Origin of the sequence: Tsukamurella sp. 8F (assembly GCF_029167375.1) — a bacterium.
Classification (GTDB): domain Bacteria; phylum Actinomycetota; class Actinomycetes; order Mycobacteriales; family Mycobacteriaceae; genus Tsukamurella.
The window spans coordinates 88,394-110,237 of sequence record NZ_JARFTP010000003.1; the positions used below are offsets into that span (position 1 = coordinate 88,394).

A 21,844-nucleotide genomic window follows, 5' to 3' on the forward strand; every position below is an offset into this window, starting at 1 on the left:
GCGGAGCGGGGGCGTGGCATTACACGCCTGCCGGGCGCGGCCCGGGGCCGGTACGGTGGGCCCATGAACGGTGACGGGAACGGCTGGGTCTTCGACCCGGACGGTTCCCGCTTCTGGGGCCGGTTCGGTGCCGCCGGTCTCCTCGTGCGCGCCGACGATCCGGCCGCGATACTCCTGCAGCATCGGGCCGCTTGGAGCCACCAGGGCGGCACGTGGGCACTGCCCGGTGGGGCGCGGGACTCGCACGAGACGGCGTCCGAGGCCGCGCTCCGTGAGGCGTACGAGGAGGCCGGGCTGAGACCCGGAGACGTCGAGGTCCTACGCGAGGTCGAGACGGCCCGCTCGGTCGCGGGGTGGACGTACACGACGGTCTTCGCGCGTGTCGCAGAACGCCCTCGCCTCACGCCGAACGCGGAGTCCACGGCGCTCGAGTGGGTGCCCGTGGACGAGGTTCCAGACCTGCTGCTGCACCCGGCCTTCGCGGCCGCGTGGCCGTCGCTCCGCGCCCTTCTCTGATACCGCTAGTCGCGCGTCGCGGCCCCGACCAGGGCGCGAGCAGCGCTCTCGTCAGGGTCGTGCGCGATCGCGAAGTTCCAGTGCTGCCGTCCGGTGCGGCCGTCGCCTGTGCGCAGGAACGTGGCGGTGCCCTCCGCGACGGCGAGCTGGTGGAATTCGAGGACCTCGACCGGGCGGCCGAGCCGATACAGCAGTGCCGTCGTAGCGGCGACGGGGCCGGCCCCCTCGGCGGTCAGGTGCATGCGTGTACCCGCCCGGCGCAGCCCGACGGTGAGCTGCACGGATCCGTCCGGCGCATGCCGGCAGGTCATGGTGTCGACGGCGAGGTCGGCGGGCGGGGCGTACGCGTCCCGGAAGTCCTCCCACGACATGCCGCGCGCGGCCTCGCGTAGACCCCGCGGAAGCGGCTGATGGTAGCGGTTCGAGAAGGGGCAGTCGGTGTCGATGCTGGTCGGCGTGGTCATGGCGGTGCGCTGTTCCTAGGCTGAGGGGCTGACCGAACGGTGACTCTGCCGTGTGACCAGGCAGGCGGTGACTCCGCAGCAGGCGGTCGGTCTGGTATCAGAGCCTGCTGCGGCGGACTACGAGAAGTCGGGCCGCGTGCATCATCGCGGCGAATCTAGCCCCTCGGCCCGGCCCGATGCAAGGCGGATCTCAGATCGTGAGCCGCCTGCGCAGGGTCGGTCGCCCCGGTGATCGCGCGGACGACGACGATGCGCTCCGCGCCCGCCGCCTGTACGTCCGGTAGCCGCTCCCCATCGATGCCGCCGATCGCGAACCACGGACGCTGCGGATTCGCCGCGGCCGTCGCCCGCACCAGATCGAGACCCGGCGCATCGCGGCCCGGCTTGGTCGGGGTCGGCCAGCACGGACCCGTGCAGAAGTAGTCCACGCCGGGCTCCGTGGCGGCTGCCACGGCCTGCTCGGTGGAGTGGGTCGAGCGGCCGATCACGACATCGGCGCCGACGATGTCCCGGGCGTACGGCACCGGCAGGTCGTCCTGTCCGAGGTGCAGCACGTCCGCATGGGCGGCCCGGGCGATGTCGGCGCGGTCGTTCACGGCCATGAGCGCGCCCCGGGCATGTGCGAGCTCCCGCAGCCGGTTCACGAGGCGCACCTCCTCGGCGGCCTCCAGGGGGCCGAATCGGCGTTCGCCCTCGGATCCCTTGTCCCGCAGCTGGATCATGTCGACGCCGCCGTCGAGTGCGGCGGCGGCGAAGTCGAGCAGGTCGCCGCGCTCGCGCCGCGCGTCGGTGCACAGGTACAGGACTGCCGAGCCGAGCCGTTCGCGTGGGGTGGTGGTCATGGCTCAACCGTAGAGCCGTCCTCCACGGCCGTGGGGGAGTAGGGTGTTGGCCGTAGTACACGGGAGCCACCGGCCCGCCCGAGTAAGGGCGCCTCGGGGCTGAGAGTCCGGGCGGGCACGCGCACGGAGACCGTCAGACCTGATCCGGGTAATGCCGGCGCAGGAAGGGAGTTCGTATGGCATCCGTCGGCGTGGTCGGCGCCGGAACCGTCGGCCTGTCCGTCGCATGGGCGCTCGCCCGGTCCGGTTGCGACGTCACGGTTTTCGATCCAGAGCCGGGCTCAGGGGCGTCGTGGGTAGCCGGCGGGATGCTCGCACCGTACTCCGAGGCATGGCCGGGCGAGCAGGCTCTGCTCGACCTCGGCATCGAATCCCTGCGGCTGTGGCCGGGTTTCGCCGGCGAGCTTGCCGGGTACGCGGATGGTGAGCTGTTCACGGCGCGCGGAACCGTCTGGCTCGCGGCCGACGGTGGCGACGCGCAGGAGCTCGCGACCATGGTCGGCGCGGCCTCCGGCGGCCTGTCGTCCGTGGCGGTGCCCGAGGCGATGGCTGCGGTGCCGGGCGCCGGGCAGCGGGTGCGGGCCGCGGCGACGGCGCCCGACGAGCTCGCCGTCGACAACCGCGCGGTGTACCGCGCGCTGACGGCGGCGTGCGCCGCCGCCGGGGTGCGGGTGGTCTGCTCGCGCGTCGAATCGCTCCGCGACGTCCCGGGTGATCACGTGATCCTCTGCGCAGGGGCGGATTCCGGTGCGTTGGCGCCGGAGCTGGGTGTGCGGCCCGTGAAGGGGGAGGTGGTACGCCTGCGCGCCGGACACCTGTGCCTCCCGCCTCCGACGGTGACCGTCCGCGCGAAGATCAACGGCCGTGCGGTGTACGTGGTCCCGCGCTCGGACGGAGTCGTGGTGGGCGCTACGCAGTACGAGCACGATCACGACCGCAGCCCGTTGGTCGGGCCGGTGATCGACCTGCTGCAGGACGCGTTCACGGTGCTGCCGTTCCTACGGGAGTACGAACTCGCCGAGGTGTCCGCGGGACTGCGGCCGGGGACCGACGCCAACGTGCCGGTCATCGATCGGATCGGCGGGCGGGTGATCGCCGCTACCGGCCACGGACGCAATGGGATCCTGCTCGCGCCGGTGACGGCGGCGCGGGTGTGCGAGATGGTGACGGGATCCGGTGCGCCGGTTGCGGACTCGGGAGCGAAGGAGACGGCATGGAGTTGACCGTGAACGGAGAAGACCGGCAGGTGGCCAACGGGGTGACCGTGTCCGGGCTGCTGGAGTCGATGGGGCTGCCGGATAGGGGGATAGCGGTGGCCGTCGGGGGTGAGGTGTTCCCGCGCTCGAGGTGGGGCGAGCCGCTGTCCCCGTACGCAGACGTGGATGTGCTCACGGCGGTGCAGGGTGGGTGAGCGGCTGACCATCGCGGGACGCGAGTTCGGATCGCGCCTCGTCACGGGCACAGGTGGTACCGGCAACCTGGAGCATCTGCGGGCGGCACTGGTCGCGTCCGGCACCGAGCTGACCACTGTCTCGCTGCGCCGTACCAGCCTGCTCGAGGGGGGCGGGGTACTCGGTCTGGTCCACGAGCTGGGGATCACGCCGCTGCCGAACACCGCCGGTTGCCTCACCCGCGCGGAGGCCGTGCTCACGGCCCGGCTCGCGCGCGAGGCGTTGGGCACCGACTGGGTCAAGCTCGAGGTCATCGGCGACGACCGTACGCTGCTCCCCGATGGGAACGAACTGGTATGGGCTGCATCAGAATTGGTCGCCGACGGGTTCGTCGTGCTGCCGTACACCAACGACGACCCGATCCTTGCGCGCCGGCTAGAGGACGTCGGGTGTTCCGCCGTGATGCCGGCCGGCGCGCCGATCGGGACCGGCCTCGGCATCCTGAACCCGCACAATATCGAGATGATCGTCGAGGGCGCAACGGTCCCCGTGATCCTGGACGCCGGGATCGGCACCGCGAGCGACGCCGCCCGGGCGATGGAACTCGGTTGCGATGCGGTGCTGCTCGCGTCGGCGGTGACCCGTGCCGAGGACCCCGCCGCGATGGCCCGCGCGATGCGCCTCGCCGTCGAGGCCGGGTGGCTGGCGCGCGGCGCCGGCCGCATGCCGCAGCGTCGCTGGGCGCAGGCGTCGTCGCCGATGGAGGGCCGCGTGGGGGCGGACGTGTCACGAACCAGGGCCTGAGGCCGCCTGTCCCGTATATACGCGGGATGGTGCCGGTGCAGACCCGTTTCGTGAAGACACCTTGTCGTCGGGCCTGAATAGTGATATCACTTTAAAAACTGATATCACTATCTAGGAGGCCGCGATGTCCGACGATCCCGTGACTGTGGAATCGACGCCCGTGGGCCGCGAGGGCACCCGGGTCGGGGTTCGCGAGCGGCCGGCTCCGTACGGCGGTACGGGTGTCGCGATTGCGGTCGTCGCGCTGATACTGGTACTTCTCGTGGGAGCCGTGGGCGTGTTCATCGGCGGAATGTCCTCGGACACTCCGCTTCTGGTGGCACCCGCCGCGATCATGGTGATCGTGGGCCTGATCCTTGCGACCACGCTGGTCGTCGTCGCCCCGGGGCACACGCTGGTGGTGCAGCTGTTCGGCCGCTATCTGGGCACGGTTCGGGCGACGGGCCTCGGCGTGGTGCCGCCGTTCACGTCCCGAAAGCGGCTCTCCGTGCGCGTCCGGAACTTCGAGACCGCCGAGCTCAAAGTCAACGACGCCGTGGGTAATCCGGTGAACATCGCAGCGATCATAGTGTGGCAGGTGGCCGACACGGCACAGGCCACCTTCGCGGTCGAGGACTACGAGGAGTTCATCGCCACCCAGGCCGAGTCGGCGCTGCGGCACGTGAGTACCACGCATCCGTACGACGGCGACGATGCCCAGCCCGGCCAGACGTCGCTGCGGGGCTCGACGGACATCGTCGCGGACGAACTCGCCGAGCAGGTCGCTGCCCGGGCCGCACTCGCGGGTATCGAGATCGTCGAGACTCGTATATCGTCGCTGGCCTACGCCGCAGAGATCGCGCAGGCGATGCTCCAGCGGCAGCAGGCCTCCGCGCTGCTCGCGGCGCGCGAGAAGATCGTGGAGGGCGCGGTCGGACTCGTGGAGAACGCACTGTCCAAGCTCGAGGAGGAGGGCGTGGTGACCCTCGACGACGAGCGTCGCGCGTCGATGGTCTCCAACCTGTTGGTGGTCCTGTGTTCCGACAGCCGTACGACGCCCGTCGTCAACACGGGGAGTCTGTACGCCTGATGGCCGATTCGGCCCGCCCGGGGGTGCGCAAGTCGGTGCCCCTCCGCATCGACCCGGAAGTCTATGCGGCCCTGGCGAAGTGGGCGGCCGATGACCTGCGCAGTGTGAATGCGCAGATCGAGCTCCTGCTGCGCCGGGCACTCGACGACGCCGGGCGTGCGCCGCGCGGAGCAGCGCCCATCCGCAAGCAGGGCCGCCCACGTAAGGCGTAGGGCGTCAGCGTCGGCGCATCGCGTCGAGGACGGCGTCGGTGTCGTGCGCGGTGCCGACGGATATGCGGACGCCGGTCGCGCACGAGCGCACCAGGATCCCGGCGCGTGCGAGCCGATCGCTCAGTTCTGCGGGCTCGCGCGCCGGGAGGTACAGGAAGTTGGCCATCGAGGGGAGCGGGTTCGCACCGGCGGCTCGCAGGCCGGCCGCGAGGCGCTCCCGTTCCGCAACGATGCGGTGCACGCGCCGCCGGACCTCGGCGAGTGCATCGAGGGCGGCGGGCACCGCGGCCTCGGCCGCGGGGCCCACCGAGAAGGGCGTCTCCGCCGCACGCAATGCCGCGGCGGCCCAGCCGGACCCGAATGCGTAGCCGGCGCGGACACCGGCCAGTCCGAAGGCCTTCGAGAACGTCCGCAGCACAACGAGATTCGCACGCGTCGCGGCGAGTACCCCCGTCTGCAGCGGATCGAGCCCGAGAGCGTGCTCCGCGAACTCGAGGTACGCCTCGTCGAGGATCACCCGCACTCGCGGCGGGACGCCGTCGAGCAGGCGCATGAGCGCATCCGGGTCGACGACGGAGCCCGTCGGGTTGTGCGGCGAGCACAGCACGACCGCGTAGGTGCGGCTCGTGACGGCGGCGGCGATCGCGTCGACATCGACTGTGCCGTCGGGCCGCAACGCGACGCCCCGGTAGGGCACGCCGGCGGCGTTGGCCAACATCGGATACCCGTCGAAGGTCGGTGTCGCGCCCACTATCTCGTCGCCGTGCGCGGCCTCGGCGAGGATCCGCTCGAACAGTCCTGTAGCCCCTGGCCCGACCGTGACCCATTCCGGCGGTACGCCCACGTGCGCGGCGATGACGCCGCGCAGCCGGTCCGGCACGAACTCGGGGTATCGGTTCGCCGTCATCGCCCAGGCGCGTAGCGCGCGCAGCACGGACGGGGTCGGGCCGTACGGGGACTCGTTGAGCGACAAGCGGATGGGCGACGGCGTCGCGGGCGCTGCCGAGGGTAGGAGCTGCTCCGTCACGGGCGGCCTCCGAATCGTAGTAGGGCTGCGGCTGAGAAGTCGCCGGCGTGGGCGAACGCGGCGAGCATCACGGTGTCGCCCGCGGCTATGCGGCCTTCGGTGATCGCCGTGTCGAGGGTGTGCGGCACGCCGACGGCGAAGAGGTTCCCGCACTCGTCGAAAGTGTCGGGGTGGCGCTCCTGCGGCAACTCCAGGGCCTCCCGCCAGTTGCGTAGGAAGATGCGGTTGGGCTGGTTGGTCACGAGGTGCCCGATGTCGGGGCCGCGCATGCCGTGGCGCCCGGCGACGTCCAGTGCCGCCTGCGGCACCTGCCTGTTGCCGCGGGCCAGGACCTTGGCGATCTTCGACTCGGTGAATCCCACGTGCAGCTGGCCGTCGCCCGGCTCCCAGTAGCGCCGGTGCGGCTCGACCGATGCGGTCATGTCCCCCGCGTACTCGCTGTGCTGGTATGTCGCTGCCTCGACGACCTCGGTGGGGCCGTCGGACGAGACGAGCACCGCGGAAGCGCCGTCGCCGGGGATCGCCGCCTGCGAGAGGGAGCGCACCCGCGTCTGTGTGAAGATGTTGCCGGCCGCATTGGTGGCGTTGAGCAGCAGTGCCTTCGACGCTGCGCCGGTCGCGAACAGGCCTTCGGTGATGCGCAGCATCAGGATCAGCGCTGCGCAGCCGCCATTGTGGATGTCCAGTACGAACGGCGGTGCGATACCCAGGCGCTTCGCAACGTCGCCGCCGCAGCCGACGACCGGCAGATCGGGCAGCTGCGAGTGGGAGATGACCAGGTCGACCCCTTCGAGAACGGAATCCCCGTGCCGCGCCGTGAGTTCGGCGATCGCGGCGCACATCATATCGACGTTCGTCTCGCCTGCGGCGGCGTGATGCCGGTACGCGGGCGCGTTGAACATGGCGTTGCCGCTCAGCCCGTCCTCGCCTGCGTACTGTTCGAAATACGAAGCAGGAACGCGGTTCTCGGGTAGGTAGGAGGCGACGTCGAACAGCGAGAGGGTCATGACAGGCTCCATTCCGGCGTGAGCGGCAGGCCGCGCGAGTGCCGATACTCGGCGATCGCCTTGAGATTGTCGAGCTCGAGTCGGTGCCCCGCGCCGAAGATGTCCCAGAAGTCGCCGACCCACACCGGGCGCCCCTCGGGCGCGGTTTCCGGATAGGGGTTCTCGTCGTAGAACGGGTGGTGACAGTTGGTCCACAGCACGACCGACCCGGGGCGGTCGAGCACTACCTGTGCGTCGATCACGCGCATCAGGTAGACCATCCACAGGTGCTTGCCCTGGTCCCATGCGCAGTGGTAGTCGACGGTCATGGCCTCTGGATTAGCGATCGTGCGCGTGTAGATCTCGGTCTCGTCACCGAGCATGTCGCGCGCGACCCACAGGCCCGGCTCCCCCGTCTGGCGGAACCCGCGCAAGCTGTACGTCCACTCCTCGAGCGAGCGGGTGTCGGACAGCCAGTCGTACAGCTCGCGGGGCGGCGCGTCGACGTAGCCCTGGACGGTGCAGTAGTCGCCGAAGACCTGCTCGTGCGGGTAGACGGATCGGATGCGGTCCAGCAGGATCGGCGTCGCCACGGGACGTGGGTGGGACTCGATCCGGATCGTGCCCTCGATTTCCGACAGGTTCATGAGACCTCCTGTGGCAGTAGGGGAGCGAACGGTGGTATCTCCCGGGGATCGGTGTCGACCACCAGTACGTTGGGGCCGGTCCGGCCGTCGAGCAGGTCGCGCGCCGCGGTTGCGGCACCCTCGGGCGTGCTGGCGGTGCGCACCGTCAGGGATGGGAACATGGCCGCGAGCCCCGCGCCGATATCGGTGTGGCGGAACGTGTTCACGCCCGGAACACCGGGCTGGAAACGGTTCTCGCGGGTCACACACATCCCGTGCGCATCGTTGTTGAGTACCACGAGCGTTACGGGTGCGTCGTACTGGACGGCCGTGTGTAGCTCCATGCCGTGCATATAGAACGCGCCGTCGCCGGCGACCACTACCGCGCGGCGCCGGGTGGCGATCGACGCTCCGACCGCGGCGGCGATGCCGTAGCCCATGCCGCCCATGCCGAGTGCCACCAGGAAACGGTGCCCCGCGGAGACCGGGATACGGTGCACCGCAGCGGCTCCCGCGTTTCCCGCATCCGCGAATACGAGAGCCTCGGGCGGGAGCGCGGTCGCCACGGCCGCGACCGCGTCCGCGCATGTGGTCCCGATGTCCGCGGGCTGCTCCGGTCGCAGTGGCTCGGGAGCCGCGTCCGTCCAGGGACGGCACACGCGAGCGGTCGCCTCGGCGACCGCCTTGACGAGCGCTGTCGTCCAGGCACTCAGGTCCTGGGCCTGCACGTGCAGTGCGACGGGCCGCAGCGGCGGATCCGCGTCGATGTGCACTGCCCGATCCAGATACGGGTCCAGGCCCGCGCGGTCGGTTGCGGACAGGCGCCCGCCCAGCACGACGATCGCGTCGGCCTCGGCCGCTGCGCGCGCCGTGGAGGGGTGTCCCATCACGCCGCTCACGCCGACGAACACCGCGTTCGCGGGGCAGGCGTCGCGGCCGTTCGGGGTGGTGGCGACGACGGCGCCGGTGGCTGCCAACAGGGGTGCGAGGGTGGTACCGAGCCGCGCGCGGGACGCGGCCTCGCCGAGCAACAGCAGCGGTCGACGGGCACGGGCGAGGAGTTCGACGACCTCGGGTGGGACGACCGGATCCGGGCGGGCGCCGCGCGTCGTCGGGACCGGCGATGTAGCCGGCGACTGCTGAACGTCCTTGGGGACCAGGAGAGCGGCGGGTAGGCCGCGCTCGAGGGCGGCCCGGGCACCATCCAGTGCGGGCTCGAGCATCTCGGGCGATGTGACGCGCGCAGAGAAGCCCGTGACGCCGCGGAACACGGCCGGCGCGTCGATCGTGAGCGGCGCGGTGCACATGTCCTGGAAGCCGCCGCGGCCCTCGCCGGGGCGGGGCGCGCTGCCGATCACCGCGAGCACGGGCACCCTCGACTCGTACGATTCGGCCAGTGCTGGAACGGCGTTCATCGCACCGCCGCCCGACGTCGTCACGAGCGCGGCGGGTGCGCCGGTCATGCGCGCTGCGCCGTCCGCCATCGCTCCCGCCCCGAACTCGTGTTTGGCGACAGTGACGGACAGGTCGCCGGCCCGATACGGGGCGGATGTGAGTGCAGCCGCGAACAGATCCTCGGAGTTGGCGCCGTGGACGCCGAAGACCGAGTGAATACCGTACGCGTACAACGAATCCACTATCCGGTCTGCAACGAGAGCGGCCATGGACACAGCCTGGCCCCTTGACGCTGAAAGCTCACTGAGATCGGGGGCTGGGCGGGATGGCATGGAGCGAATACGCTGGTGAGACCATGGGATCACGTCGGACGCGGGTTCGGTGGGGCGTCCGGTTGAAGTCGACGGTCGTCGCCACCGTGATCGTGGCGTGCGCGATGATCACCGGTGCGGCCGTGATGGTGGGCATGTCCTACTCCTCTCAAAACCGGACGATGTACCGGTCGACGTCGGCACGCGCGTACGCAGTCGCCGAGCAGATCACCGACGGCGGGCTGGGCTCCGTGCGCGCCGCCGACCTGACGCCGAGCACGGGTGTGGACCTCGTGCAGGTACTCGATTCGGGCGGCGACGTCGTCCACTCCTCACCGGAGACGGCGCGATCCCCGCTGGTTCAGCAGTCCGTCGCACCCGATTCGGTGAGCCGTTTCGAGGTCGAAGGCGCCGGCGGTGACCTCTGCGGTGCGGCCGCCGGCGCGGAGTTCATGGGGCAGCGGTACACCGTGATCGTGGCGGTTGCGGCGGGGCCCTACCGTCGCGGCGTCTGGGTCACGGCCGCGATCCTCGCGATCGAGTTCCCACTGGTCATAGCCATTGTGGCGCTCGCGATCCACGCGTTCGTCGGGCGCGCGCTGCGGCCTGTCCACCGGATAACCGGCGAGGTCGCCGTCCTCACCTCGACCGACCTCGCGTCCCGTGTCCCGGTGCCCGAGTCCGACGACGAGATCGCCGTCCTGGCACGAACGATGAACGGCATGCTGGAGCGACTGGAGCGCAGCCACGATTCCCAGGTCAGATTCCTCGGGGACGCCTCGCACGAGCTGCGCGGGCCGCTCACGACCCTCGTCGGGATCCTCGACCTGGCAGATCACACCGACACCGACGTCACGGTCGACACCGTGCGGGAGGTGCTGCTTCCCGAGGCGACCCGTATGCGGTCCGTGGTCGACGACCTCCTCCTGCTGGCGAAGGTCGACGAGCGCGGGCTCGAGCTGCGACTCGGCGATGTGGATCTGGACGACGTCGTCCTGGCGGCGGCCGCTGCGGCTCGCGCGACGGGCGGGCCGATGGTGCGCACCCGGGTCGTACCCGTGCGGGTCACCGGCGACGCCACAGCGATAGCGCGATGCCTGCGGAACCTGGTCGACAACGCGGTGCGGCACGCGCGCAGCGAGGTGGTGCTGACTCTGGAGGAGATGCCGGGTGGGGCGCGGATCACCGTCGCCGACGACGGCGCTGGTGTTCCGGAGGCCGACCGCGTTCGCGTGTTCGACCGCTTCGTACGCCTCGATAGCGAGCGAGCGCACGGCGGCGGTTCGGGGCTCGGCCTGGCCATCGCGACGGAGATCGCGGTCGCACACGGCGGTACCGTCTCCGTCGACGATTCCGACAGCGGCGGTGCGGCGTTCAGGCTCGCGCTGCCCGCGCCCGTGGCTCAGGCGCCCTCGGCGATCCTGTAGCCCGCACCGCGCACGGTCGAGATCGTGTGTGTGCCGAACGGTGCGTCGATGCGTTTGCGGAGGTAGCCGACGTACACCTCGACGATATTCTCGTCGCCCTCGTAGTTCTCGTCCCAGACCGAGCGCAGGATATCCCCCTTCGCCACGACCCGCCCCGCATTGCGCATGAGGAACTCCAGAACCGCGTATTCGCGTGGGGTGAGGGGTATCTCGTCTTCGCCGCGAGTGACCCGCCGCTGCGCCGGATCGAGCGCCAGGCCACCCGCGGTGAGGACCGCCGGCCGCGGCACCGTCGAACGACGCAGCAGTGCGCGGAGCCGCGCCTTGAGGACCACGACGGAGAAGGGCTTGGTGAGGTAGTCGTCGGCCCCGGTGTCGAGCGCCTCCGCCTGATCCCACTCGCCATCTTTGGCGGTGAGCATCAGAACCGGTGTCCACACCTGCTGTGCGCGCAGCCGCGCCAGGAACTGGAACCCGTTGAGGCCCGGGAGCATTATGTCCAGGACCACGACGTCGCAGCCGACTTCGACCGCATGCCACAGGCCGTCCGTGCCGGTGTGGCACACCGTGACGTTCCAGCCGTCCGCGGCCAGCGTGCGGCGTACGGTCTCGGCCGCATGGACGTCATCGTCGACGATCAGCGCGCGCACCTCATCGATTCTGCCCGACTATCCGTTCCAGTGCTGCGAGAACGAACGCCTCGGTGCCTTCGTGGGTGACGCCGAGGTCGGCGAGGATCCGGTAGGCGTTTGTGCCGGGCGCGGCGAGCAGCCCGAGCAGGATGTGCTCGGTCCCGACGTAGTTGTGCCCCAGGCGGAGCGCCTCGCGTACGGTCAGCTCGATCGCTTTCTTGGCGGGCGTGTCGAAGGGGATCTGCTCGGGCAGACCGTCGACGGGCGGCTGGGCCTCCGCGGCGATCGCGCCCAGGATCTTCTGTTCGGTCGCGCCGGCGTCGGCGAGCGCCTTGGCGGCGAAACCATCGGGTTCCGAGAGGAGCCCGACGAGCAGGTGTTCGGTGCCGACGGTCGGGCTGCCCGCGGCGCGCGCTCCGGCCTGCGCGGCGACGACGGACCGCCGGGCGCGATCGGTGAAGCGGGTGAACGGCCCGTTCGTGGTGAAGTCGGTGGCCACGTCGCGCGGGACGAAGCGTTTCTGCGCGGCCTGTTTGGTGACGCCCATGGATGCACCGATCTCCGTCCACGTCGCGCCGCTGCGGCGCGCCTGGTCTACGAAGTGGCCGATGAGGTGGTCGGCGGTTTCGCCGAGCCGGTCGGATACGAGGACGGCGTCGGACAGATGGTCCAGCGGCGTGCCGCCGGGGTGCAGGTTGTGTACGGAGTCGATGAGGTCGTCGAGACGGATGGGGTTGCTCATGGCGTCAACCATAGGTTGACGACACCATCACGTCAACCATTGGTTGACGTGATGAGTGTGGGCTCTGGCAGACTCGGGCACATGGTAGGGAAGCGGACATGATCGAGGTGGCGGGGCTCACGAAGGCCTACGGGACGGTGCGTGCGGTGGACGACCTGACGTTCTCCGTGCGGCCCGGCAGGGTGACCGGATTCCTCGGGCCGAACGGGGCGGGTAAGTCGACGACCATGCGGATGGTGCTCGGGCTGGACACGCCGACGGCAGGTGCGGCCACCATCGGTGGCGTGCCCTATGCGCGGCTGGACCGGCCGCTGACGAAGGTGGGCGCGTTACTCGACGCGAAATGGGTGCATCCCAACCGCACCGCGCGTAACCACTTGCGCTGGCTCGCCGCGGCGAGCGGCCTGCCGACCGAGCGGGTCGACGCGTGCCTCGAGACCGTCGGCCTCGCGTCGGTCGCGGGCAAGAAGGCGGGCGGATTCTCGCTGGGCATGTCGCAGCGGCTCGGCCTCGCCGGCGCGCTGCTGGGCGATCCCCCGGTGTTGTTGTTCGACGAGCCGGTCAACGGGCTCGATCCCGAGGGCATCGTGTGGGTACGCAACTTCATGAGAGCTCTTGCAGCACAGGGTCGGACGGTATTCGTATCGTCGCATCTCCTGGCCGAGATGGCGCTCACCGCGGACGATGTGGTGATCATCGGCCGCGGGCGGTTGGTATGGCACGGCGAGATGGCCGACTTCATCGCGCGGTACTCGGATCGCGCAGTGCGCGTGCGGAGCCCGCGCGCCGACGACCTCGGCCGCGCGCTCGCCGAGCGCGGGATCTCCTGCGCTCCAACAGGGGAGCCCGGGGTGCTGACGGTAACGGATGTGCCGACGGACGTCGTCGGGGACGTGGCCGCCGCCGAGGGGATCGTCCTGCATGAGCTTGCGGGTCACGCCTCGTCTCTCGAGGAGGCTTACCTGCGGCTCACCGCTGGCGCCGTCGAGTTCGCGGGCGGGAGGGCCGCCTGATGCGCGGCGCCCTTCGCGCGGAGGCGATAAAGCTCTCGACCGTGCGCGCCACCAAGTGGTGCCTAGCACTGATGTTCGTGGCGTCCGTGGGCATCACGTTGCTGATCGGCATCGCGATGCGGTCGACGTCCGTCGGAGGCTACGACGACACGCTGACCGGCGGGAGTGGTGGTAACGGCGCGGTGTTGACCCTGGCGACGTTGCCGCTCGTCGGTTTCGCGGGTCTGCCCGGGATCGGGATGGTGCTGTGCGGGCTCGTCGGTGTGCTCAGCGTGACGACGGAGGCCCGGTTCGGGACGCTGCGCGCGACCTTCCTCGCGGTTCCGAACCGATGGATCGCGTTGGTGGCCAAGTTGATCGTGGTGTGTGTGACGTGTGCGGTAGCGGCTTTCGTGACCGTGGTGGTCGAGTTGCTGGCCTTCGTGGCCGTCGGGGGAGGCGACGGGACGGTGTCGCTCATCGGTCGGGGCGCGTCGATCTACCTCGCGGTACCGGCCGCGGCCGCGCTGGTGGCGGCGGTGGGCGTGGGTATCGGAGCGCTGATCCGCAATGCGGCGGGAGCCGTGACTGTGCTGCTGCTGTACTTCGTGCTCGCCGAGAACGTGGTGTCGTCGATTCCGAAGGTCAAGGAGGTGGCACCCTTCCTGCCCTTCCTCAATCTGCAGCACTTCCTGCACGTGACACCCGGCGAGTTCCACTGGCCGGGTCCGGTGAGCGGCCTGTATTTCGCGGCGTTCGCGGTCGTGGCGTTCGCCGTGGGCGGGTTCGTGGTGGCGCGGCGCGACGCCTGACGGCGATCGGTTACGCCCGAGGCTGTTCCGCCGCCCGACGCGCGCGGGTCACGCCGGCGGCTGCTCGCGGAGGCGCCAGGACGCGCTGACGGGGCCGTGTCCTGCGCCCAGCGGGTACGCGGCGGCGAGCGATCGGGTCACCCACTCCTTGCCGAATGCCACGGCGTCGGGTACGGACATCCCCTCGGCGAGCGCGCAGGTGACTGCGGCCCCGAGCGTATCGCCGGCGCCGTGGTCGTGCTGGGTCTCGATGCGCTGCGCCTCGAACTCGACGAAGTCCGAGCCGTCGTACAGCAGATCGGTGCTGGTGACGGCCGTGCGCAGGTGCCCGCCTTTGACGAGCACCCAGCGCGGGCCCGTGGCGTGCAGGGCACGCGCGGCGTCGCGCTGAGTAGCGTCGTCGACCACATCGATGCCGGTGAGTAGCCGGACCTCGTCGAGGTTGGGCGTCACGATCGTGGCGAGCGGGAACAGGCGTCCGACGAGTAGCTCGAACGCCTCGGGGGTGAGCAGTGGTTCTCCGTGGTGGGACGCGCTGACCGGATCGACGAGGAACGGGATCCGCTGTCCCAGACCGATATCCGAGGCGGTATCGGCGACGGCTGCGATTATGCCTGCATCTGCGAGCATGCCCGTCTTAGCGGCGCTCACACCGATGTCCGAGGCGACGGCGCGGATCTGGGCGGCCACCGTCGGTGGCGGGACGGGGTGGAAACCGGTGACACCCAGGCTGTTCTGCACGGTCACCGCGGTTACTGCGCACGTGCCGTGCACCCCGGCCAGGGCGAACGTGCGCAGGTCCGACTGCAGTCCCGCGGCGCCGCCCGAGTCGGATCCGGCGATCGTCATGACGCAGATCGGGGTGGCTCCGGGGGCGGGCAGGGGGAGGAGATCCATGCGCGTCACACTAGAGGTTCGAGGGTCCAGTCCTGTCCGACCAGGTCGTGACCGAAGCTGTGATGTCGTCGCTCGGACGTCAGTCCGAAGCCCGCGGCCTCGTATATGCGTCGAGCGGAGCCGAGAACCGAATTCGTCCACAACACCATTCGCCGATACCCCGCTTCGCGTGAGAACCCCACACACTGTTCGACGAGTGCTGCGCCGACGCCGTGGCCGCGGAAGCGGGGATCGACGAGAAGCAGCCGCAGTCGCGCCGTCGATTCGTCGTCCGCCATACAGAAGACCGCCCCGGCCCGGGCGCCGTCGACCTCGGCGATCCAGCCGCGCTCGCGCGCGGGGTCGTGGTCGGTGGCGTAGGCCCCGACGATCCCGGCGACGAGCGCCTCGTACGTCGCGTCCCACCCGTACTCCCGGGCGTAGACCTCCCCATTGGTCATTACCACCCAGCCGAGGTCGCCCGGACTGCCGAGCTCCCGGATCGTCGCCGTCATAGCCGCTCCTACTGACACAGTCGTTTCAGTACGCCAGAATAGACGGATGCAGAAGGATGCGACAACCCCCTCCGCCCGCGAGCAGGAGATCGTCGAGAAGGCGTACGCCTACGTGCTCGCCCATGGCCTGAGCGATCTGTCCCTGCGTCCGCTGGCGGCGGGCATCGGATCCAGCCCACGGGTGCTGCTTTTTCTCTTCGGCAGCAAAGAGGGCGTCATACGTCGGCTGTTGGTGCGAGCGCGCCAGGACGAGCTCGAATCGCTAGCGGGCCTCGAGGTGTCCGGGGATCTCCCCGAGACCGTCGAGCGTGTCTGGACGTGGCTCGCCGACCCCGCCCACGAGCCGGTGCTGAGGCTGTGGGCCGAGGCATACGGTCGGTCGGTCAGCGGCGATGGTCCGTGGGGCGATTTCGCTGCCACCACCGTCGCGGACTGGCTAGACCTCCTGGCGCGGGCGCAGCCGGCAGCGCAGCGGGCGACACCCGGCGCGGAAGCCGCACGCACGCTGGCGTTGGCGGTGTTGCGCGGTGCTCTCCTCGATCTGCTGGCCACCGGTGACCGGCCGCGGGCCGATGCGGCCGTCGCCGCGTTCCTGGTGGGCATCCGGCCGGCGCCAGGCGGAACCCGTGCCTAGGGCGCACGCTGTCGTTCCGGCCCGGCATCGCGTCATACTCGATACCCGTGACGGCAGACCCGACGAACGACGCGCTCCGGATCTCGGGCGCGTTCAACTTCCGAGACCTGGGCGGTATCGCGACTCCGCACGGAGTGGTTCGCAGCGGCGCGCTCTTCCGGTCCGCTCACCTGGGCGAGATCGACGACAGGGGCAGGCGGACGCTGGTCGAGCTCGGGGTGACAGATGTATTCGATCTGCGCGGTCCGATCGAGCAGGAGGCGTACGGCGCCGACGAGCTCCCCGGCGACGTCCGGTATCACGCGACCCCGTTCGACCCCGCGCGCGGCCGGGCGCCGTCGCCGCGTCGGTTGACCGACCCCGTCGGCTACCTCACCGACGTGTACCGCACGTACCCCGAGCTGCCCGGGGCGGGGGCCGCGTTAGCGGCTGTCGCCGGGGTCCTCGCGGAGGGGGGCAGCGTGCTGGTGCACTGCACGGCGGGCAAGGACCGGACCGGTTGGTTGATCGCCACGCTTCTTCGGATGTTCGGCGCATCCGAGGAGGTGGTGTCCTCCGACTATCTGCGCAGTAACGAGGCGATCGGGCCGCTCCGGGACATGGTGGTGCGGAGGAGAGCCGACGCAGAGCAGCTGTCACGGGACTTCCTCGGTGTACGCGCGGAGTACCTGGCAGCCGCGACGGAGGCGATGACCGCGCGGTTCGGTGACGTGGCCGGTTACCTCTCCGCCGTCGGTGTGAGCCCCGACACAATCGCGGCATTGCAAGATCGAATGATCGGCTCGGCGCCTTGACCGCCGGCCCAACAGGACATATCGGCGTGCGGGATGCGACCATCACCGTTCACCGGGAGGCTATCTCAGCGAGCTAGCGTCGGCGCCGACACGACCGATGGGTAGCCGGCTGGAGATGCCATGGAAATCAGACACTTGCTGTCCTTCATCGCCATAGCCGAGGAACTGCACTTCGGTCGTGCGGCTAACCGGTTGCATCTGACCCAGCCGTCGCTCAGCGCGCAGCTACAGAAGCTGGAGAAGTCGCTGGGCGTGCAACTGGTCCAGCGAAGCTCGCATGAAGTGAAGCTCACCTCGGCTGGGCGCGAGTTCGAGGTGCAGGCGAGGCTGGTGGTCCAGCAGGTCGAGAAGGCGACTCGCATGGCGAAGTCGACGGCGGCCGGGAAGTCGGGGGTCGTCAACGTCGGCTACAACCTCCCGGCCGGGCGGCACGTGTTGCCGCGCGTGATGACCAGCATGAACGACAACCATCCCGACATCGTCATCTCGCTGTGGGAGAAGCGGACCGGCCCCCAGCTCGCGGCACTCAGCGACGGCTCGCTGGACATCGCGCTGGCCTATGGGCGGCCGCGCACAGCCGATCTCCGATACCGACGGGTGCTGCCCGACATACCGATCGTCGCGATGGTGGGACGTCGCCACAACTGGGCCGGCCGCAAGGGTGTCCGGTTCGCCGAGCTGGCATCGCAGTCCTGCCTGCTCTTCCATCGAGAACAGACACCGGCGATGTACGACTCGATCTTCAATGCGGCCGCCGATTCGCAGATCGAACTCAACATCACCCAGACCGCCGACGACCCGGGCGCGACAGCGCATGTGGTGTCTGTGACGTCGCTCGTCGGATTCGCATCGCTGCCGCGCGCCGTGGTCATCGGATCGGGCGCGTCGGGCCCCAATCCCGTTCCCGTCACACTGTTCGATCCGGTGCCCACAGTCGATCTCTACGCGGTGTGGCGTAGGGACGAGGACAATGCGGCGGTGGAGGCATTCCTGGGCTGCCTGGACGAAGAAGGAGACAAGGGAGCGTAGGCCGGATACGGCACGGTCGATAGATCAATTCTCTCGTCCGGTCGATGATTCGATATTGCCGCTGTCCTCGTGGATGGAGAGAATTCGAATATGAACAGAATCTCATCCACCGGTACCGGACGCATTCTCACAGAAACCGGCGGCCTTTTCTCGGTCGTCGTCCGCACGGCGGAATCGCAACCAGACATGACGTGCCTGACCGGTGAGTCCATAGCGCTCACGGCGAGCGAGGTCGTGGCTCGGGCCGAGCGACTCGGCAGCGCCCTGATCCATCTCGGGGTCGAGCCCGGCGATCGGATCGCGGTGCTCGGGCGAACGGGCGTCGATTGGGTCGTCATCGACCTCGCCGTGCTCGCCATCGGTGCGATCGTGGTGCCGGTGTACCCCACGTCGTCGGCTACGCAGATCGAGCACATACTGAGCGACGCGGGCCCTGTCGCGGCCTTCGGCGAGACGGTCGAAGACAGGGACCGCCTGCGATCCGCAGGGGCGCGACGGGTCTGGACGTTCGCGGAGTCCGCGGCCTGGGCGCCCGCTCGGCATCCCGAGCTCCCTGTCCGGACCGACTCGATACAGCCGTCGGACGTGGCGATGATCGTCTACACGAGTGGTACGACGGGCTCGCCGAAAGGCTGCACGATATCGCACGGCAACATGTACGCGTCGGCCGCGAACACCGTGCTGCAGGCCGAGGCGGTGTTCACAGGCGCCGGCGCTCAGGCGTCGACGGTCATCGGCTTACCGCTGGCGCACGTGTTCGGTCAGACCATCCTGTTCTGCTGCCTTATCGGGCGCTCCGAGACCCGTCTCGCCCCGGGGATACCCGCCCTGATCGAGCTGCTGCCGCAGGCCCGCCCGACGTTCCTGGCGCTGGTGCCGTATGCGCTGGAGAAGATCCGGAAGGCGCGGCCCGGAGGCGACGACCTCGCGGCCCTGCTGGGTGGGCGCCTGCGCCACGTGATCTCGGGCGGGGCATCGCTGGACGAGTCGACGGTGCACTATTTCGCCGCGGCCGACGTCGCCGTGCTGAACTGCTACGGGATGACCGAGGCGGCGACGGCTGTCACGGTGAGCGCGCCGTCCACCAACCGAATCGGCACGGTGGGGCGCCCCATTCCCGGCACCGAGGTGGCGACCACCGACGACGGGGAGGTGTTGGTGCGGGGCGCCAATGTGACCGGGGGGTACTGGGGCGTTCCGGGCCCGGTCGTCGACGACGAGGGGTGGTTCCACACCGGCGACGTCGGTGTGCTCGACGGCGACGGGTACCTGCGGATCACCGGCCGCAGCAAGGAGATCCTGATCACCTCGGGCGGCAAGAACGTGGCGCCGACCGTCCTCGAGGACCGTATCCGCCTGCACCCCCTGGTAGCCGACTGCATGGTGGTCGGGGAGGGGCGCGCCTTCGTCGCGGCACTTATCACGATCGATCCGGCGGCGTATGCGAGCTGGTCCGCGGGCCTACCGGTCGACGGCGTGGGCGACGCGGGTGTGATCCTCCGGAAGCAGTTGCAGGGCGCCGTCGACGATGCCAACAGACTCGTCTCGCGCGCCGAGTCCATCCGCACCTTCCGCGTCGTCGACGGGGACTTCACTGTGGAGAACGGTCTGCTGACCGCATCGCTCAAGCTCAGGCGTGCGGCGATCACCGAAGCGTTCGGTGCAGATATCGACGCGATGTACGGCGTCCGCGCGTAAACGCCGAATCGACGTGCGGGCGAACATCACGTTAAACCTCCGCGTCGGTCCAGCGTCGATAGAACGGACCGATTGACCGATGGGTACCGGGGCCTGGCCCGGCGATCCCCGAGCGGTTCCGCGAAACTGATGACAGAGCATTCGGGACGCCTTTCGAATAGCCGCGCTACAGCATGAGAAGACAGCACGGAAAGAGGGGAATTCGAGGACATGTACGACGTCATTGTTGTCGGCGCCAGAGTCGCCGGTTCGCCATTGGCGATGCTATTGGCTCGACGGGGATATCGCGTTCTGGTCGTCGACCGGGTCACGTTTCCCAGCGATACCGTATCCACCCACTACATTCATCAGGCGGGCCTCGCCCACCTACGCGACTGGGGACTTCTCGACCGTGTCCTCGCGACCGGCTGCCCGCCCGTCCGTCACCTCGAGTTCACCTACACCGATATCGTACTCAGCGGCTTCCCCGATCCCATCAAGGGAATCGACGCGGTGTACTGCCCCCGCCGGACGGCGTTGGACCCGATCCTCGTCGACGCCGCCCGGGAGGCCGGGGCAGAGGTGATCGAGGGCTTCGCAATGACCGAGGTGCTGATCGAGGACGGCGCCGTGGTCGGTATCCGGGGCACCGAGGGCGATCGCGATCGCGAGTTCCGGGCGCCGTTGGTGATCGGCGCGGACGGCGCGAACTCCACGGTCGCCAAGGCGGTGGACGCGCAGATGTACCGGCACGAGCCCGCCGGCTGTTTCATCTACTACTCGTACTACTCGGGTCTGGACTGGGGCATGCAGCACCGCACAGGCTTCGGTGAGCAGCAGTTCGGCTCGTGGCCTACCAACGACGGGCTGAGCCTGCTCGCCGTCATGCGGCGTCGGGACCGCTTCCGGGACTTCCGGTCCGACCCCGACGGCGGCGTACAGGAGATCGTCGAGGCGATCGACTCCGAACGCGGGGCGCAACTGCGCGACGCGGGCAAGCGGGTCGAACCGTTCCGCCCGATGCTGTACCCGGACAACTACTTCCGTCGTTCGCACGGGCGCGGCTGGGCACTGGTGGGCGATGCGGGGTACCACAAGGACCCGTTCACCGGCCTCGGCATCACCGACGCGTTCAAGCACGCCCAGCTGCTGGGCGAACGCATCCACCAGGGACTCACGGGCGAGCGCCCGATGGACGAGGCACTCGAGTCCTATGAACTCGAACGCGACGCGATGAGCATGCACAGCTTCGACTTCACGGTGAGCATCTCCGAGCTGTCGCTGACACCGTATTACGACTCGGTGTTCCGCGCGGCGGGCCGTAGTCCCGCCTACACCACCAAATTCCTGGCGCACATCGGCGGCGGCGTGTCCGCGGAGGAGTTCTTCGACCCCGATGCGCTCGCGAAGCTGTACGCCGAGGTGGACCTGCCGGTGGCCGATCGCCACCTGATGCCGGTATGAGCGCGGTGGAGCTGGTGGTCGTCGGCGACAGCTTCGTCGAGGGCCGAGGTGACACGCGCAATGGTCGGTACCACGGCTGGGTACCGCGGCTGGCGACGCAGCTGGGGGTCCGATCGAGCCGAATCCGAAACCTGGGCGCATACCAGGCTACGACGGACCGCGTGGTGACCGATCAGCTTCCCGCGGCGGCGGCATGCGGCGCCCGGCTGGCCGGGGTGGTCGTCGGTGTGAACGACCTGGTCTCCGACTATGACGAGGACCGGTTCGCCCGCAACATCGGGACCGTCCTGAACGCTCTGAGCGATTCGGGCAGTCTCGTGTTCACCGCGAGCTACCCCGACATCCCCGCCCGCCTGCCGGTGCCCGAGTCGTTCCGGGACCTGTTGCGTGACCGCTTCGACGCCGCCAATGAGATTCTGGCGCAGTCGGTCTCGGAGTCCGGAGCGCACTTGCTCGACATCGCCGCCGATCCGGGCTGGCAGCGCGACGAGATGTGGAGCCCGGACGGCCTGCATCCGAGTCCGTGCGGACACCAGGAGTTCGCCTCCGGCGTGCGCGAACTGATCGCCATGCATACAGCGACGACCATCGCCGCCTGAGCGCGGCT

25 protein-coding genes and 1 riboswitch are annotated in these 21,844 nt (G+C 69.6%); of the genes, 15 read left to right on the forward strand and 10 right to left on the reverse strand.

The window, feature by feature from the left end; all coding sequences use genetic code 11:
* Positions 1 to 63: 63 nt before the first annotated feature.
* Positions 64 to 516 carry an NUDIX domain-containing protein gene (locus tag P0W64_RS03210; protein WP_275478617.1) on the forward strand — a complete coding sequence of 151 codons (453 nt, stop codon included), beginning with the start codon at positions 64 to 66 and terminating at the stop codon, positions 514 to 516.
* Positions 517 to 521: 5 nt separating this feature from the next.
* On the opposite strand, the gene P0W64_RS03215 is transcribed toward P0W64_RS03210, so the two are convergent.
* Positions 522 to 980, reverse strand: coding sequence for an alpha-isopropylmalate synthase regulatory domain-containing protein (locus tag P0W64_RS03215; protein ID WP_275478618.1), 459 nt, complete (start codon positions 978 to 980; stop codon positions 522 to 524).
* 155 nt (positions 981 to 1,135) lie between these two features.
* Entirely contained in the window at positions 1,136 to 1,822 is a 687-nt protein-coding gene (gene thiE / locus P0W64_RS03220) for a thiamine phosphate synthase (RefSeq protein WP_275478619.1), read from the reverse strand.
* A 74-nt stretch (positions 1,823 to 1,896) separates the two neighbouring features.
* Positions 1,897 to 2,005, forward strand: a riboswitch (TPP riboswitch).
* Here thiE and thiO point away from each other — a divergent pair.
* The 5 genes from thiO to P0W64_RS03245 all read left to right on the forward strand — a co-directional run bounded on the left by thiO (position 1,999) and on the right by P0W64_RS03245 (position 5,298).
* Entirely contained in the window at positions 1,999 to 3,045 is a 1,047-nt protein-coding gene (gene thiO, locus P0W64_RS03225) for a glycine oxidase ThiO (protein ID WP_275478620.1), read from the forward strand. Its footprint overlaps the riboswitch before it by 7 nt.
* Positions 3,036 to 3,233 (forward strand): sulfur carrier protein ThiS, encoded by a 198-nt coding sequence (thiS, locus tag P0W64_RS03230; RefSeq protein WP_275478621.1) that lies wholly within the window; start codon positions 3,036 to 3,038, stop codon positions 3,231 to 3,233. The genes thiO and thiS overlap by 10 nt, the downstream gene beginning before the upstream one ends.
* Positions 3,226 to 4,017 carry a thiazole synthase gene (locus tag P0W64_RS03235; RefSeq protein ID WP_275478622.1) on the forward strand — a complete coding sequence of 264 codons (792 nt, stop codon included), beginning with the start codon at positions 3,226 to 3,228 and terminating at the stop codon, positions 4,015 to 4,017. The genes thiS and P0W64_RS03235 overlap by 8 nt, the downstream gene beginning before the upstream one ends.
* 124 nt (positions 4,018 to 4,141) lie before the next feature.
* The gene (locus P0W64_RS03240) at positions 4,142 to 5,086 is read left to right on the forward strand and encodes an SPFH domain-containing protein (RefSeq protein WP_275478623.1); all 945 of its coding nucleotides are present in this window, start codon (positions 4,142 to 4,144) and stop codon (positions 5,084 to 5,086) included.
* A complete protein-coding gene (locus P0W64_RS03245; RefSeq protein WP_275478624.1) occupies positions 5,086 to 5,298 on the forward strand; it encodes a hypothetical protein in 213 nt (70 codons plus the stop codon). The genes P0W64_RS03240 and P0W64_RS03245 overlap by 1 nt, the downstream gene beginning before the upstream one ends.
* A 4-nt stretch (positions 5,299 to 5,302) precedes the next feature.
* Here P0W64_RS03245 and P0W64_RS03250 read toward each other — a convergent pair whose 3' ends face one another.
* From P0W64_RS03250 to P0W64_RS03265, 4 genes are read right to left on the reverse strand one after another with little or no spacing between them, the layout of a single operon-like run.
* On the reverse strand, positions 5,303 to 6,325 hold the full coding sequence (locus P0W64_RS03250; protein WP_275478625.1) for an aminotransferase class I/II-fold pyridoxal phosphate-dependent enzyme: 1,023 nt from the start codon (positions 6,323 to 6,325) through the stop codon (positions 5,303 to 5,305).
* Positions 6,322 to 7,332 (reverse strand): 3-oxoacyl-[acyl-carrier-protein] synthase III C-terminal domain-containing protein, encoded by a 1,011-nt coding sequence (locus P0W64_RS03255; protein ID WP_275478626.1) that lies wholly within the window; start codon positions 7,330 to 7,332, stop codon positions 6,322 to 6,324. The genes P0W64_RS03250 and P0W64_RS03255 overlap by 4 nt, the downstream gene beginning before the upstream one ends.
* Positions 7,329 to 7,958, reverse strand: a complete 630-nt coding sequence (locus P0W64_RS03260) for an SRPBCC family protein (protein WP_275478627.1) — start codon at positions 7,956 to 7,958, stop codon at positions 7,329 to 7,331. Before P0W64_RS03260 ends, P0W64_RS03255 begins: the two co-directional genes overlap by 4 nt.
* The gene (locus tag P0W64_RS03265; protein ID WP_275478628.1) at positions 7,955 to 9,601 is read right to left on the reverse strand and encodes a thiamine pyrophosphate-binding protein; all 1,647 of its coding nucleotides are present in this window, start codon (positions 9,599 to 9,601) and stop codon (positions 7,955 to 7,957) included. Before P0W64_RS03265 ends, P0W64_RS03260 begins: the two co-directional genes overlap by 4 nt.
* 86 nt (positions 9,602 to 9,687) lie before the next feature.
* Between P0W64_RS03265 and P0W64_RS03270 the strand changes: the two genes are divergently transcribed.
* Positions 9,688 to 11,070 (forward strand): HAMP domain-containing sensor histidine kinase, encoded by a 1,383-nt coding sequence (locus P0W64_RS03270; protein ID WP_275478629.1) that lies wholly within the window; start codon positions 9,688 to 9,690, stop codon positions 11,068 to 11,070.
* Here P0W64_RS03270 and P0W64_RS03275 read toward each other — a convergent pair.
* Entirely contained in the window at positions 11,046 to 11,720 is a 675-nt protein-coding gene (locus P0W64_RS03275; protein ID WP_275478630.1) for a response regulator transcription factor, read from the reverse strand. The two genes, P0W64_RS03270 and P0W64_RS03275, sit on opposite strands and share 25 nt — an antisense overlap.
* A 1-nt stretch (position 11,721) precedes the next feature.
* Positions 11,722 to 12,444 carry a Clp protease N-terminal domain-containing protein gene (locus P0W64_RS03280; protein ID WP_275478631.1) on the reverse strand — a complete coding sequence of 241 codons (723 nt, stop codon included), beginning with the start codon at positions 12,442 to 12,444 and terminating at the stop codon, positions 11,722 to 11,724.
* Between the two features lie 98 nt (positions 12,445 to 12,542).
* On the opposite strand from P0W64_RS03280, the gene P0W64_RS03285 reads away from it, so the two are divergent.
* Both P0W64_RS03285 and P0W64_RS03290 read left to right on the forward strand, forming a co-directional pair.
* Positions 12,543 to 13,457 (forward strand): ABC transporter ATP-binding protein, encoded by a 915-nt coding sequence (locus P0W64_RS03285; protein ID WP_275478632.1) that lies wholly within the window; start codon positions 12,543 to 12,545, stop codon positions 13,455 to 13,457.
* Entirely contained in the window at positions 13,457 to 14,248 is a 792-nt protein-coding gene (locus P0W64_RS03290) for an ABC transporter permease subunit (RefSeq protein ID WP_275478633.1), read from the forward strand. Before P0W64_RS03285 ends, P0W64_RS03290 begins: the two co-directional genes overlap by 1 nt.
* A 48-nt stretch (positions 14,249 to 14,296) precedes the next feature.
* On the opposite strand, the gene thiD is transcribed toward P0W64_RS03290, so the two are convergent.
* Together thiD and P0W64_RS03300 are read right to left on the reverse strand one after the other, a co-directional pair.
* Complete coding sequence (gene thiD / locus P0W64_RS03295) at positions 14,297 to 15,145, reverse strand: bifunctional hydroxymethylpyrimidine kinase/phosphomethylpyrimidine kinase (protein ID WP_275478634.1); 849 nt, start codon at positions 15,143 to 15,145, stop codon at positions 14,297 to 14,299.
* Between the two features lie 5 nt (positions 15,146 to 15,150).
* Entirely contained in the window at positions 15,151 to 15,639 is a 489-nt protein-coding gene (locus P0W64_RS03300) for a GNAT family N-acetyltransferase (RefSeq protein WP_275478635.1), read from the reverse strand.
* Between the two features lie 46 nt (positions 15,640 to 15,685).
* Here P0W64_RS03300 and P0W64_RS03305 point away from each other — a divergent pair, with 46 nt between their 5' ends.
* From P0W64_RS03305 to P0W64_RS03330, 6 genes are all read left to right on the forward strand, one after another.
* Positions 15,686 to 16,273, forward strand: coding sequence for a TetR/AcrR family transcriptional regulator (locus P0W64_RS03305; RefSeq protein WP_275478636.1), 588 nt, complete (start codon positions 15,686 to 15,688; stop codon positions 16,271 to 16,273).
* 47 nt (positions 16,274 to 16,320) lie between these two features.
* Positions 16,321 to 17,067, forward strand: coding sequence for a tyrosine-protein phosphatase (locus P0W64_RS03310; RefSeq protein WP_275478637.1), 747 nt, complete (start codon positions 16,321 to 16,323; stop codon positions 17,065 to 17,067).
* Between the two features lie 120 nt (positions 17,068 to 17,187).
* Positions 17,188 to 18,096, forward strand: coding sequence for a LysR substrate-binding domain-containing protein (locus P0W64_RS03315; protein ID WP_275478638.1), 909 nt, complete (start codon positions 17,188 to 17,190; stop codon positions 18,094 to 18,096).
* A gap of 90 nt (positions 18,097 to 18,186) precedes the next feature.
* The gene (locus P0W64_RS03320) at positions 18,187 to 19,794 is read left to right on the forward strand and encodes an AMP-dependent synthetase/ligase (RefSeq protein ID WP_275478639.1); all 1,608 of its coding nucleotides are present in this window, start codon (positions 18,187 to 18,189) and stop codon (positions 19,792 to 19,794) included.
* A 210-nt stretch (positions 19,795 to 20,004) separates the two neighbouring features.
* On the forward strand, positions 20,005 to 21,237 hold the full coding sequence (locus tag P0W64_RS03325; protein WP_275478640.1) for an NAD(P)/FAD-dependent oxidoreductase: 1,233 nt from the start codon (positions 20,005 to 20,007) through the stop codon (positions 21,235 to 21,237).
* Entirely contained in the window at positions 21,234 to 21,836 is a 603-nt protein-coding gene (locus P0W64_RS03330; protein ID WP_275478641.1) for a GDSL-type esterase/lipase family protein, read from the forward strand. Before P0W64_RS03325 ends, P0W64_RS03330 begins: the two co-directional genes overlap by 4 nt.
* Positions 21,837 to 21,844: the final 8 nt, after the last annotated feature.